The sequence below is a fragment of the Pantoea sp. V106_11 genome, assembly GCF_029967885.1.
Classification (GTDB): Bacteria; Pseudomonadota; Gammaproteobacteria; order Enterobacterales; family Enterobacteriaceae; genus Pantoea; species Pantoea ananatis.
In genome coordinates, this window is the sequence record NZ_JASCAK010000023.1 from 1 (window position 1) to 13,725 (window position 13,725).

The following is a 13,725-nucleotide window of genomic DNA, read 5'->3' on the forward strand; positions in this document are numbered from 1 at the left end:
TGGCGAAACGGGAAACATGAAGAAAAACCCACCGACATTACTAACTGAAGGTTGTATCTAATACTGGGGGCTGGTCAAATTCCCATATTAGTACTGCATGACACTTGATAAATTACCAGTGCTTCATATTGATAGGTATCAGTACTTTTAATTCTGATATATCGGTAAGTACTGAAGCAGTACCAATTGCTGGCGGGTACTTATGCATGATATCTGACCGCACCATCATAGGGGGTAGATTGATCCCTTGATCATGTACTGGACTTCAACAGGCCAGGGCAAGTGAGCGTAGCGAGTGCGTCAGGTACAAATCGGTACAATCCCCCTACTGTTGTTTTGTATTTGAGTACTTGAAAGGATTTCTTACGCACGAATGCCGAGTCCCGAGGCATGAGTAGTAAGTAAATCGATTTATGTTGAGTAAGCCCAAGAGATAGGTACATCTTCAACAGATACAGCAATCTTTGGGCTTACTGACCACTGTCTTCATACATGCCTTTTCACTATTAACAAATCTCACATCAGGCTCGTACCTCGCCTTATGCAAGATTGTCTCACTCACTCGAAAAAATCCCGCTGTTGCGGTCTTTTTCCTTCGTTCAGATTTCATCTATCAATTTTCTGATATTAATAGTTATATTATATAAGTAATATTATCAGATTATGATGGTGCTATCAGATCTCACCTGAGTAACGATCCAACTGTTCAAGCCAGACAAAACCGTACAACTCTGCATACTGTTCCTGCTTATGCCGCCACTTTGCAAACAACCCACGCACATTAGGCTTACCCTTGTTACTGTTCTTCCAACTGGCAAACTTTCGTGCAAGTACTTTATCGTCACTATCACGTGTTACTGGTCATCCTGCTTTCTTCTGAGTACTGACAAGTCCAATATCAATGTAGTTGTACTCTGCCCCACTTATGGTATGGGCTGTGACTTCATCGTATACGTACACATTCATTATCTGAGTACTGCTATAGTCGCGGATAACGCCACGATAGATGTACTGATTCAAAGTCTCAAAAGTCCACTCATTCACTAAGTCATTACTCTGGATTCCCCATATGTTGCCGTAATGAGGTATCACTACATCACTTGGATTCATTGCCGCCATGAACACGCATGAAGTTTTGTGCTGAAGAGTATTAATACCACGTTGCACAACTCCAACTTGGGATTCACGATTCAAGGTAAAGTTGATGGATTCATCATTGTTCTTTGACCAGTAGTAGTTCTCTACATTGCTAAGTATCCAATCCTGAATCAGTGGAATGTGTTCAGAAGTTCTCATGATGTTCTTGCTGAGTCCATACTGATTACCCGCAAGGAAGTAGTTCATCACGATGCGTTTATTGTTATCTTCCTGCCAGTGAGTTTTTGAGTACTCAACCTCCTGGAACTTGTCAGCGTGAGCACGGTACAAGCATGACATTTCAAACTGATTTGCAAGGTATGTGATATCGAGTTCATCAGCATATGCGGGGATATCATAATCACCCCACACAATGATCTTGTCTGATTCGGTAGTGAGCGATTTAGCAAGTATCCCCCGGCGAAGGTAGCCCGATAACTGATTATAGTAATCCCATGCACCTAACATATCTTCACTGACGTTCTCACGTGGGCACATATCGAAACTGAGATAGGTACTATCGAGTTCCCCACCTTCCCCATCAATTTCAATGTAGCCGCCAGTAATGAAAAGCTTGTTGTACACTGCTTCAATATTGTCTTCCTTCTTGTTACGTGCAAGCACGCTACAGAAGTTCAAACTGTCATCAATGAAGATCTTCCAGCCTTTAAGACGCCAGCGGTCAATCTTGTAGAACATTTTATCGGTGATGAATATTGTGCAGTCTTCAGGTTTCATGAGGTACATATGAATTTCACTGAGCAAATCGCCCTTGAACGATTCACTATTTAGTACTTTCACATCAATCATACCCCGTGAGAATTCATTGATAAGTTCAATGGTAGGCTGTACTACTAACTTACGTCCCAGTAATTTGCATTGTGCTTTTATGTGATTACCTTTACCTGTTCCAGGTTCAACACTTATGTACTTTATTTTTCCTTGATAAATAGTCATATAATTATAATCCTTTAGTTAATTTTCCTTGAGGTGAGGTATGTTCATGCATACCTCACCTTTTTCTTTTATTTCTTCGCTTTGTTATATGCTCTGGTATAAGTCTGACGATGAGAAGTACGAGAGTACTTTTCATTCATCTCTTTAGTTATTTTATTAAATGACTTTCCATCTTTACGCGATACTATAATCTCATCGATCTGGTTCTGCGTAAGACGTGGTTCATTATTACTTTTACGAGTGGCTTTCTGCATGTTTTGCTTCTGTGTAATCCACTGCAAATTATCAGCATGATTATTAAGCTTATCGCCATCAATATGATCCACTACAAGGCCAGGTTTAGAATTTGGTATAAAAATTTCAGCAACAATTCTATGAACTTCTTTCGTTACTCCGTTCTGTCCTTTTCCCATCGCAATACATACTTTTTTATAACCATTAGTTCCAGGTTTCGGATCTAATGGATTCTTCTTGGTGATATTGCGTACAACACCAGTATTACTTACTTCATAATTTTTATATTGAGTTTTCTTCCAAACTTCCATGTTATTTTCCTTTTTCTTATCTGGTACGTCCTGTACTCAGATTTAATTCCTCATTTTGATTTATTGTGATTACTTGATTATTCACCAAGCACCATATGTTTATTGATTAAGTACTGTATTGCTCCAGCTAAAGTTTTAGCCTTACCTTCATCAATTACTTTTTGTAGAGAATCCTTATGTGTGTCTGTAAATCTCACACTTACTACATTTGTTTTATTTTCCTTCATTTATCACCTTTTAGTTATGTAACCATTTATCGTAAAAATCCGCACAAAAAAACACCCCGCAATACTTCACGGGGAATTCTTGGAGGATTATGTTTCTGTCTTTACTACTTTATTTATCTTTCTTGTAGGGAATGAGCAACCAAATCAGTGCATAAATCGCAAAGATCGAAAATGCTGCTTTAGTGAATCCACTGAAAAGTAATGCGAGTAGGATGATTATCATATTTTCACCTCTTAATTAGATGAAAGTATTTATCATTACTGGAAGTATAGGACGCATAAATGTAACGTTTCACGGGAATTTTTAGGTATTAAGTACTCAATACTATAAAACGGTATTGAGTACTCTGAAAATGATATATGGTATTTAATACAATAGATTTGGGGGGTAATTTAGCTGTTTAATCACCAGCATATGATTATCATTCTCATGTGTGAAATATTTTGCATTACCGTGGTCATTGGTCGGGCGCAGAACCCGTGGAAAGAGTGCAATACACGTCGTATGGCAGAGGACGGTATTAAGCTGGCGCGACGCAGCAGTGGAGGCGGCGCGGTGTTTCACGATCTGGGCAACTGCTGCTTTACCTTTATGGCGGGCAAGCCAGGTTACGATAAAAGTGTCTCAACCGCTATCATCCTGCAGGCACTGGCAACGCTGGGCGTCAATGCGCAGGTTTCAGGACGAAACGATCTGGTGATCGACACCGGTGATGGCGTGCGCAAAATATCCGGCTCTGCTTATCGCGAAACGCCCGACCGTGGCTTTCATCACGGCACAGTTCTAATTAATGCCGATCTGTCGCGCCTGGCTGATTATCTCAATCCCGACGTGAAAAAGTTACAGGCGAAAGGCATCGCCTCCGTGCGAGCACGCGTGACAAACCTGCAAACGCTGGTGCCCAATATCAGCTACGAACGCCTTTGCCATGCCATCACGGAAGCCTGTTTTGAACACTTTGCCACTCGCTGTGAACCCGATGTTATTTCTCCTGATAACCTGCCGGATCTGCCGGGCTTTGAACAACAGTTTGCCCGTCAAAGCAGTTGGGCGTGGAATTTTGGCCAGGCGCCAGACTTTTCGCATCTTCTGGATCATCGCTTTGTATGGGGCGGCGTGGAGATACATTTTGATGTTGAACGGGGCGCCATTAGCCGCTGTCAGATATTTAGCGACAGCCTGAACCCTGCGCCACTGGAGGTGCTGGCCTCCCGCTTACAGGGTGCAGTCTATCAGCCTGACGTTATGGCTCAGCATGTAGAAACGTTGAAAACGGACTATCCGCTGCAGCAGCACGAACTGGATGAGCTTGCACAATGGCTGGTGACAAGTCTCCGCTGACAGTCCGGTGAGCGAGGTAGTGTTTGCCCGGCTCAGCAGCAGAAATGGGCCGCGTCAGACGATTGCCTGCGGCTGCTCAGGTTCAACTTAGCTTCCCGTATTGACGCGTTTGCCGATATCTTTCAGTTGCGAATATTTTTCAAGCAATCGGGGTCCGTCATCCAGGCTCATGGCAAACATCCACAGATAGGTCATGACCGAATAGATGTGCCCTGCGTCACCCATCCCATTACGGGTCATGGACAGGATGGTAAAGGCAAACAGCAGCGCCGCTGCTGTACCTATCGTTATAAAACCTAACGCCTCGCGATCGGATAGCCCTATGCGTAATCGCGCCAGTACGCCGTAGTGTTTCGCCAGAGCGGGTGCCTGGGCAACGGTGACCAGGCTAACCTCTTTTTCAAGCCGGTTATTCAGACGGCCAAACAGCGCTTCGTTCTTGCGCGAAAAGCCCGGCAGAAAGCAGGCAAGTATCAACAAAATGATCACACAGCCCACGCCCGTCCAGAACTCAATTACCAGAAGCATAATGGCTGCGCCGCTAATTGATGCCAGAGAGGTGATCAGCGTTGGCAGATGCAGCTCAAAAAAATCGACAAACTCACGTGACAAGGTCACGCGAGCGGCGATAGTGGAAGCATTTTGCTTCTCGTGACGTTGTGCCACGATAACCGGCACGGCCAGTTCGGCATAAATCCGGGCGAAGGTGCGGGTATCAACGCTGCGTCTTGCGGCGCCTAGTGCCCACATTGTAAAGACCATGACCGCATAAAGCACAGCATGAAGCGCCTGCCCGGTGACAATGGCGTTAATGGCGAACCCGGCTAACAGCGGATAAAGCAGGTAGGTAACGTTTTCCGCCACCACTAACAGCAGGGTAAGAAAGAGCTTTTTACTGTGACGACGTCCCAGCATCTTGAGGGTGGCAATGGCATTTTGCGGCGCCGTCTCCGGCGTTATTGTTTTGTGAGAACACATGATTTTCTTTTGGTAAACGGTTAAAATTGAGCGGTCGCTCAATAGCCAGCGCATCGTATTTGAGCGATTGCTCAAAGTCAATCCAGGAGTCATAATGAAAGCATCAACGGCAACATCTGGAGAAACACGCAAAGAGACGATTATTGCGGGCGCCATAGCGCTGTTTATCGAGAAGGGAATTGAAAAAACCACGACACGTGACTTAACGGAATCGCTGGGTATTTCACGCAGCCATATTTATCACTACTTTCCTGACTGGCACACGCTCACCCTGACTGCGCTGGAGCACTTTATGCAGCGCGAGTTGGATGATTTCACCCTTGAGCTGGCCGCCCTGGATCCTGTGCAGCAACTACACTCTATGATTGAAGGCCACATTCCTGACACATCAGATTCAGTCTGGCGGCTTTATGCTTCCTTCTGGCAAATGGCCAGCCATAATGCCGATTACGCTGAACTGGCCGACAAGATTATCGCCGGTTGGGATGCGTTGCTCTGCAAGATTATTCGCGCGGGCGTTGAACAAGGGTGCTTGCATACGGATGATGTGGCACGCAGCGCACGCCAGCTTAACGCCTTACTCAACGGCTACGCCGATCTGCTGAGTATTACGTCTTCACCCGCGCGAATTGAGCAGGCGTTGGCCGACATTCACCACTTTGTGCAATTTATGCGTTAACGGAGCGGGAAGTCAGTAAAGCGCCGTTTTCTTCTTTATTGCCATTAATTAAATGTTAAATAGAAGTTATACGAATGATGTGCATTACGCTTTAAATGTGTCATTCAAATGGCGCGCGCTTTACATTTTGTGGCTTGATTAATCTCAAATTTTATCGCTTATTCGCGCAGAAATGCTTGCTAACACACTTTATTTTTCTCGCCCAGACTGATGCCGAAATGCGATAAGCAGGTGTTTTTTGGCGCTTTATTGTTTACAGGTTTTGATAAAAGTGGCTGCCCTGGCCGTTAACTTGGGTCTAAGTCGCTGGTTTATAAAGTAAATACATTAACAAATCCTCATAAAATTAATCATTGAGTCCTGTGATAAAAACCAATATATTGGCCGCGTTTTTAACACTAGCTCTAAATTTTATTCACTTATCCAACTGCAGCGTGATGCCACGCCCGGTTGTAGGAGAGATATGATGACGGATAAAGTCCGTATTGATAGTTTGAATGCGAATACATTAAACGGTAACAATGAGTCTTATCTGGCCCGCCAGGCCGAGTTTGAATCAAATGTTCGAAGTTATCCGCGTAAATTACCATTAGCGATTGCGAAAGCTAATGGTGTCTGGATCACAGACGTCGAGAACAAACAGTATCTTGACTGTCTTGCCGGTGCCGGAACGCTTGCGTTAGGTCATAATCACCCTGACGTACTGCAAAGCATCCAAAATGTCATTACCAGCGGCTTGCCGTTACATACTCTGGATCTGACCACGCCACTCAAAGATGCGTTTTCAGAATACCTGCTCTCCCTGTTACCGGGTCAGGGCAAAGAATACTGCCTGCAATTCACCGGTCCTTCCGGCGCGGATGCCGTTGAAGCCGCTATAAAGCTGGCGAAGAAACATACTGGCCGTTCAGGGGTGATCAGCTTCTCCGGGGGTTATCACGGCATGACGCACGGTGCGCTTTCTGTCACCGGTAACCTGTCACCGAAAGAAGCCGTTAACGGCATGATGCCTGAAGTGCAGTTTATGCCTTATCCGCACCTGTACCGTTGCCCGCTGGGCATTGGTGGTGACGCGGGCGTAAAAGCGCTGACCTACTACTTCGAAAACCTGATCAACGACGTTGAAAGTGGTGTGCGCAAACCTGCGGCCGTGATCCTCGAAGCAGTTCAGGGTGAAGGCGGCGTGAACCCTGCCCCGGCTGAATGGCTGCAGCGCATCCGTAAAGTTACCCAGGAACACGGTATTCTGCTGATTCTGGATGAAGTTCAGGCAGGTTTTGCCCGCACTGGTAAATTCTTTGCGTTCGAGCATGCCGGTATTGAGCCCGATATCATTGTAATGTCAAAAGCCGTCGGCGGCGGTTTGCCGCTTGCCGTGCTGGGGATCAAAAAGCAGTTTGATGCCTGGTCACCTGGCCACCACACCGGGACATTCCGTGGCAACCAACTGGCCATGGCAACCGGCCTGACCACGCTGAAGCTGCTGAAAGAAAACAACATCGCTGGCAGCGTCGCTGAAAAAGGTGAGTGGCTGAAAGGCAAACTTGCCGAACTGCAGAAACGTTATCCTGCCATCGGTAACGTTCGCGGTCTTGGCCTGATGATCGGTATTGAAATGGTCAAGCCGAACGAAGCGCAGGATCATATGGGCTGCTACCCGGCCGATGGCGATTTATCGGCTCTGGTTCAGAAGAAATGCTTTGAAAACGGTCTGATCCTTGAGCGCGGGGGACGTCACGGTTGCGTATTGCGTCTGCTGCCTTCCCTGTTGATCAATCATGACGAAATGCAGGTTTTCCTGGATAAGTTCGAAAGCGCCCTGCTTGCCGCTGGCGTCGAAGCAGTTTGAGTGGAGTAAATTCGATGTCACGGTCAAATCCGATTCTGGCGTCCTCAGCGCAAAGCACTGAGGCTTACCAGCAGGCTATCGCACAAAGCAGTGCGGCAGTGGTTAAGTGGCTGGAACAGCCTGAAATGTATCAGGGTAAAACAGTTGGTGAACTGCGCGAACGTATCCAACTGGACTTTAATCCCGAGGGCCTGGGCAACCAGGCCGCCATTGAGCGCGCGATTGAGTATTTCCTGAAAGACAGTCTGTCGGTCCATCACCCACAGTGTGTGGCGCATTTGCACTGCCCGAGTCTGGTCATTAGCCAGGCTGCCGAGGTGCTGATTAACGCGACGAACCAGAGTATGGATTCCTGGGATCAGGCGCCTTCTGCCACCCTGATTGAAATGAAGCTGATTGAATGGCTGCGTTCACAGGTGGGTTATCAGGCAGGCGATGCCGGTGTGTTCACCAGCGGCGGCACCCAGAGCAATCTGATGGGGCTGATGCTGGCGCGTGATGCCTTCTTTGCCCGTCAGGGCCATTCTGTTCAGCAGGACGGGCTGATCGGCGATCTCAGAAAGATCAAAGTCTTTTGTTCAGAGAATGCCCACTTCTCCGTGCAGAAGAACATGGCGCTGCTCGGCCTGGGCTACCAGTCCGTGACGTTAGTGAAATGCGATGAGTTTGCACGCATGGACATAACCGATCTGGCTGACAAACTGGCACAGGCGAAAGCCAATAATGAACAGGTGCTGGCCATTGTCGCGACGGCAGGGACCACCGACGCCGGTGCTATCGATCCGCTGCGTGATATCGTCAAACTGGCCGCAGAGCAGAAAATCTGGGTGCACGTTGACGCGGCCTGGGGCGGTGCATTGCTGCTGTCAGAGAAGTATCGTCATTATCTGGACGGGCTGGACCTGGTGGATTCCGTTACGCTGGACTTCCACAAACAGTTTTTCCAGACCATCAGCTGCGGTGCTTTTCTGTTAAAAGAAGCCCGTCACTATGAGCTGATGCGCTATCAGGCGGCATACCTGAACTCTGAGTTTGATGAAGCACAGGGCGTGCCGAATCTGGTTTCGAAATCGTTGCAGACCACCCGTCGTTTTGATGCGCTGAAACTGTGGATGGGACTGGAAGCCCTCGGTCAGAAGCAGTACGCCGCCATTATCGACCATGGCGTAACGCTGGCTCAGCAGGTGGCGCAGTTTGTTGAGCAGCACGACGCGCTGGAACTGGTTATGAAACCTCAACTGGCGAGCGTCCTGTTCCGTTATCGTCCACAACAGATGGCGGAGTGGAGCGATGCCGACGTTGCGCTGTTCAATCAGCGTATTGGCGATGCTCTGCTGGAATCAGGTCGCGCCAACGTTGGCGTGACCGAGCATAACGGCGTTACCTGTCTGAAAATGACGTTGTTAAATCCAACCGTGACGCTGGAAGATATTACCGTCCTGCTGGCACTGCTTGAGAAAACAGCCCAGTCATTACGCTAAGTGCTTCATCATGCCGGTGACAGTGTCACCGGCATAGCGCTTTTATTTCCCATGCTGCTGGCGCATGAGTCCGCTGCACCCTCCCTCTGAATGCCTCCCTGCCCCTTTAATCAACAGGTTATCATCTGTTTGGACGTCACGGCGTTGCTGGACTTGCCGTTTGCAGGTCTCTTTAAGGCGAAGAAAAAGCGCAGCACCTATGGGATATCGCGCAGCACTGGCGTGATCATCTCCGTGGCCGAAAACAGCGAGAACGGCTGACGCAGAAACGTTATCGTCCTTCTGTTGATAACCGGAGGAGCACAATGACCTATCAAATCTCAGGCCTGAAAGCCGATGCTTTCACTCACCTTTACGGACAGAACGAGCGCTATTTAAAACAACATGGCGTAATGAGACTGAAAGTAGAAAACGCTCCTGGCTATCCCGACAGAATTTCACTGCGTGATATCCCGGCGGGTGAAACCGCGCTGCTGATTAATCATCTCTATCAACCGGCCCGAACGCCTTATTATGGTTCTCATGCGATCTACCTCTGGGAGCACTGTACCCAACAGGGCATTTACATTAATGCATTACCCCCGGTCATGACGCACCGGCTTCTTTCGTTACGGGGCTTTGATGCGCAAGATTTACTGATCCAGGCAGACGTCTGCGAAGGAAAAGCAGCAGACGAAATGATAACGCACTTTTTTAGCCACCCGACTGTGCGCTATATCCAGGTCCATAACGCCAGGCAGGGATGTTATTCCTGCCGGGTAGATCGTTGTGAGTAACGGGCCCGGCAGTGACCGGGGGAAGGCGAAAGGTGCGCTTCGTCTGTTTTGTTCCCGAAGTCGGTGAGGCGCAGAGAGTGAAATGATACAGCGCGCTCAGATAGCCCAGGAATGCGTGCAGCAGATTTTCAGAACAGACAGCGAATATGTTCAGTCAGCGCTTGCACCCTGAGGCACCATACTGCAGGATCGGTTTTTTACCGCATTTATCGGAAAGACTATGACCGTTCACGCCTCTAAAGATCCCCTGCATGGCGTTACGCTTGAAATGCAGGTCAACAGCCTTGTCGCACAGTATGGCTGGCCTGAACTGAGTAAGCGCATCAATATTAACTGTTTTAAAAACGACCCCAGCGTGAAGTCCAGCCTGAAGTTTTTACGCCGTACGCCGTGGGCGCGGGCAGAAGTGGAAGCGCTCTATCTGGCTTCGCTGAGTGAATCTCAGCCGGATTCTGCGCCCCCAGCCAGTGGTGATCCCTGGGCTAACTGGCGCGAAGATAAAACCTGAAAACGTGTTAACGCCCTTCTAAACAAAAAAAAGCCCGCGTCACGGATGGCGCGGGCTTAGTTTCGTTCAGATGACCGTATTACAGCGCCATATCGTGCTGCGCCGAGGCTGGGGCTTTTTCGCTGTTAGCAGCGGGCGCTTCAGTTGGCTGATTGCCCATCTGAATAACCGGCGGCTTGGTCAGCTGCAGCGTTGCTGCCGTTTCATCCCAGACCTGCTGCGTGAGCGCAGGGTTGTCGTTCAGTTTCTGGCCGTAAGCAGGAACGATTTTACGGATTTTTTCCTGCCATTCTGCTGACTTGAATTGTTCCGGGAACAGTTTCTGCATCACATTGATTGCGATAGGTGCAGCCGTGGATGCGCCAGGCGATGCACCCAGCAATGCGGCAACGGTTTTCTGCTGATCGGTCACAATTTCCGTACCCAGTTTCAGCACGCCGCCTTTATCCGCATCCTTTTTGATGATCTGCACGCGCTGACCGGCCTGAATCAGTTTCCAGTCTTCTTTCTTCGCTTCAGGATAGTACTCTTTCAGCGCGGCAAAACGGTCATCATCGCTCAACATAACCTGACCGATCAGGTATTTGACCAGGTCAAAGTTATCCATGCCTACGTGGGTCATCGGCATAAAGTTGTGCGTGGTCGTTGTGCTCAGTAAATCAAACAACGAACCATTTTTCAGGAACTTGGTTGAGAACGTTGCGAAAGGTCCAAACAGCACGACACGCTTACCATCAAGGTAACGGGTATCCAGATGCGGAACCGACATCGGTGGCGCACCCACGGAAGCCTGACCATACACTTTTGCCAGATGGCGATCGGCAATCGCGCTATTCTCTGTCACCAGGAAGGATCCCCCTACCGGGAAACCTGCGTAATTGTCGGCTTCCGGAATACCGGTTTTTTGCAGCAGTTTAAGCGCACCGCCACCTGCACCGATAAAGACGTATTTCGCGTCTACGGTACGTTCGCCGCCATTTTTGGCGTCTTTAATGGTAACGTGCCAGGAATTATCACTGTTACGTTTAAAATCGGTCACTTCCGAAGAGGTTTCCAGGCGGAAATTATCGTTCTTCTTCAGGCTGCCAATTAACTGACGGGTGATTTCACCATAGTTAACGTCGGTTCCTACTGGCGTCCAGGTAGCAGCCACTTTTTGTTGTGGATCGCGACCTTCCATAACCAGCGGCGCCCACTGCGCGATCTGCTTGTGATCGGTTGAGAACTTCATGCCCTGGAACAGCACAGTTTTCTGCAGTGCGGCATAGCGTTTCGTCAGATAATCAACGTTATCGCCCCAGACAAAGCTCATGTGCGGCGTTGAGTTAATGAACGAACGCGGATTATTTAACACGCCGTCTTTAACCTGAGAGCTCCAGAACTGACGAGAAATCATGAAGGCTTCGTTGATTTCCAGCGCTTTGGTCACGTCAATAGAACCGTCTGCACGCTCTGGCGTGTAGTTCAGTTCCATGTTGGCTGAGTGGCCGGTACCGGCGTTGTTCCAGCCGTTAGAGGATTCCAGCGCTACGCCATCAAGTTTCTCAACCATGATCTGTTTCCAGCCCGGTTGCAGCTCTTCCAGCAGGGTGCCCAGAGAGGCGCTCATAATACCGCCGCCAATCAGCAGAACATCTGTTTTTTCTGGTGAATTTTCAGCGTGGGTCACTGAAGAAACGAGTAACGCTGCAAGCGACAGTGCAGGTACAAATTTAGTTGATTTAATCATTAGGGATCTACGATTTCGTGGAGAACTAGTTAAAAAAAGTTCCGAAACTTTAAAATATTGTTATTTCGTAGTTAATATGAAAATAGTTAAAAAATTAAAAGACAGGGTTTTGCAGTTAATTTAGTTACAAAAGATTAACTTTGTTATCGATATATTTTAACCACACAATAAAGGGGCGTTTCGAAATATACAATGCCCTAACACAAATATTCTCTGTGCGACGAATAAACGGAAATGGCGGCGCCTGACCGGAAAGTGGGGTTATTTACTGCGGCAAACGTGCATTAACATGTACGGAACAGGATGAGGCGGTTGACGAAAAAGTATGGGCAGTACACGCAACCTGATGTCCCTGAACGATACGCCTTCAGGGACATGGATTAGTGGCGAATCAGCGCCAGTTCGTCTTCACTCAGACCGGTCATCTTCATAACCGTCTCACGGTCAAGACCGCTTTGAAGCATAGTGCGGGCGATTTTCAGCGTCGCTTCGCGCTCTCCCTCTGAGCGGCCTTCTTCGCGACCCAGTTGGATGCCTTTTTCCATGCCTTTTTCCATGCCTTTTTGTTCGAGCTGCTGCGCAATGGTCATCAGTACGTCTCCGTGTTGCGGCACGCGATGTGCCAGTTCTCTTACCAATGCTTCGGCGTCGGCGGTTTCTCCCGCCTGCACGATATAGTGTATCAGCGATACGACCTGTGATGAAGAAAGATAGCCCGCCAGTAAGACCGGGACAAGCTTATCAACCAACTCCGCTAAATCGCGCTGGTGGATATGTTTCTGAAGCAGGGTTAACGCGGCCATACTGCGGTGCTCTGCAATCTCCTCGTCAGGAATAATCGTGACATCCACCAGCGGAAAAGCCGTGCTATAGAGCCGGTTGGCCAGCGCAGGATCGGTAAATTCATCCAGCCAGCGCGTGGAATAAGGACAAGGACGACGTTTCCCGGTATAGAACAAGACAGGGATGACCAGCGGCAATTTTTTATGGCCGGCTTCAAGGTGGCGCTGCATCGCCGCCACGGCATAACGCAGCAGCCTGAATGCCATGTGCTTATCCGGTGAGGACTGATGTTCGATCAGGACGTGAACATAGCCGTCATCGCCTTGTGCGGTTTTCAGGCTGTACAACACGTCGCTGAAATATTGGCGAAGATCATCTTCAACGAAAGATCCGGATTCGAGTTTTAACGTGCTGAGATCGCACACGGCCCGTAATTCCGCAGGCAGGTGCAATTCCATAAAATCACGCGCAATCTCTGGCTGCGTAAGAAACTGGCGGAAGGTGGCATCGTGAGGCGTGGGTGTACTGTTTTTTTTCTTCATCTGTCCTGACTCTGCAAGCGCAACCTGGCGTAATGCTCACCGGCGCGAAAACGAATATGTCGATTCACACATACATTTTGTCCAGCACTCTCTGATTTACCTGCCATGCTGTCAGTATGATTTACAGGCGTTGTCCGTCATCATGCCAGATATCCACGGTTAAAAGCACGCTAACCTGCTTAATTTACTGGA

The 13,725-nt window shown here is 48.5% G+C and carries 11 protein-coding genes and 1 pseudogene; 6 read left to right on the plus strand and 6 right to left on the minus strand.

Translation table 11 applies throughout. The features are described 5' to 3' along the window. Positions 1-861: 861 nt before the first annotated feature. The 3 genes from QLG08_RS06035 to QLG08_RS06045 form a co-directional block, all read right to left on the minus strand. Positions 862-2,094, minus strand: coding sequence for a hypothetical protein (locus QLG08_RS06035; RefSeq protein WP_174261550.1), 1,233 nt, complete (start codon positions 2,092-2,094; stop codon positions 862-864). Between the two features lie 68 nt (positions 2,095-2,162). After that, positions 2,163-2,639, minus strand: a complete 477-nt coding sequence (locus tag QLG08_RS06040) for an HNH endonuclease signature motif containing protein (RefSeq protein WP_174261549.1) — start codon at positions 2,637-2,639, stop codon at positions 2,163-2,165. Between the two features lie 77 nt (positions 2,640-2,716). Then, positions 2,717-2,866 carry a hypothetical protein gene (locus tag QLG08_RS06045; protein WP_174261548.1) on the minus strand — a complete coding sequence of 50 codons (150 nt, stop codon included), beginning with the start codon at positions 2,864-2,866 and terminating at the stop codon, positions 2,717-2,719. Between the two features lie 451 nt (positions 2,867-3,317). Here QLG08_RS06045 and QLG08_RS06050 point away from each other — a divergent pair. Beyond that, positions 3,318-4,208 (plus strand): annotated as a pseudogene (locus tag QLG08_RS06050) (lipoate--protein ligase); the annotation flags it as partial. An 87-nt stretch (positions 4,209-4,295) separates the two neighbouring features. Here QLG08_RS06050 and QLG08_RS06055 read toward each other — a convergent pair. After that, positions 4,296-5,186 carry an ABC transporter six-transmembrane domain-containing protein gene (locus QLG08_RS06055; protein WP_105078650.1) on the minus strand — a complete coding sequence of 297 codons (891 nt, stop codon included), beginning with the start codon at positions 5,184-5,186 and terminating at the stop codon, positions 4,296-4,298. Between the two features lie 94 nt (positions 5,187-5,280). Here QLG08_RS06055 and QLG08_RS06060 point away from each other — a divergent pair, with 94 nt between their 5' ends. The 5 genes from QLG08_RS06060 to QLG08_RS06080 all read left to right on the plus strand — a co-directional run bounded on the left by QLG08_RS06060 (position 5,281) and on the right by QLG08_RS06080 (position 10,479). Beyond that, a complete protein-coding gene (locus QLG08_RS06060) occupies positions 5,281-5,865 on the plus strand; it encodes a TetR/AcrR family transcriptional regulator (RefSeq protein WP_014333223.1) in 585 nt (194 codons plus the stop codon). Positions 5,866-6,331: 466 nt separating this feature from the next. After that, the gene (locus tag QLG08_RS06065; protein WP_014598279.1) at positions 6,332-7,714 is read left to right on the plus strand and encodes a diaminobutyrate--2-oxoglutarate transaminase; all 1,383 of its coding nucleotides are present in this window, start codon (positions 6,332-6,334) and stop codon (positions 7,712-7,714) included. A 14-nt stretch (positions 7,715-7,728) separates the two neighbouring features. Next, entirely contained in the window at positions 7,729-9,195 is a 1,467-nt protein-coding gene (locus QLG08_RS06070) for an aspartate aminotransferase family protein (RefSeq protein WP_072138431.1), read from the plus strand. Positions 9,196-9,500: 305 nt separating this feature from the next. After that, a complete protein-coding gene (locus tag QLG08_RS06075) occupies positions 9,501-9,971 on the plus strand; it encodes a DUF1203 domain-containing protein (protein WP_019105907.1) in 471 nt (156 codons plus the stop codon). Positions 9,972-10,191: 220 nt separating this feature from the next. After that, positions 10,192-10,479 (plus strand): VF530 family protein, encoded by a 288-nt coding sequence (locus QLG08_RS06080; protein ID WP_019105906.1) that lies wholly within the window; start codon positions 10,192-10,194, stop codon positions 10,477-10,479. 79 nt (positions 10,480-10,558) lie between these two features. Here QLG08_RS06080 and mqo read toward each other — a convergent pair whose 3' ends face one another. Further along, a complete protein-coding gene (gene mqo / locus QLG08_RS06085) occupies positions 10,559-12,208 on the minus strand; it encodes a malate dehydrogenase (quinone) (RefSeq protein ID WP_019105905.1) in 1,650 nt (549 codons plus the stop codon). Positions 12,209-12,588: 380 nt separating this feature from the next. Then, positions 12,589-13,533 (minus strand): Rpn family recombination-promoting nuclease/putative transposase, encoded by a 945-nt coding sequence (locus QLG08_RS06090; RefSeq protein WP_158150437.1) that lies wholly within the window; start codon positions 13,531-13,533, stop codon positions 12,589-12,591. Positions 13,534-13,725: the final 192 nt, after the last annotated feature.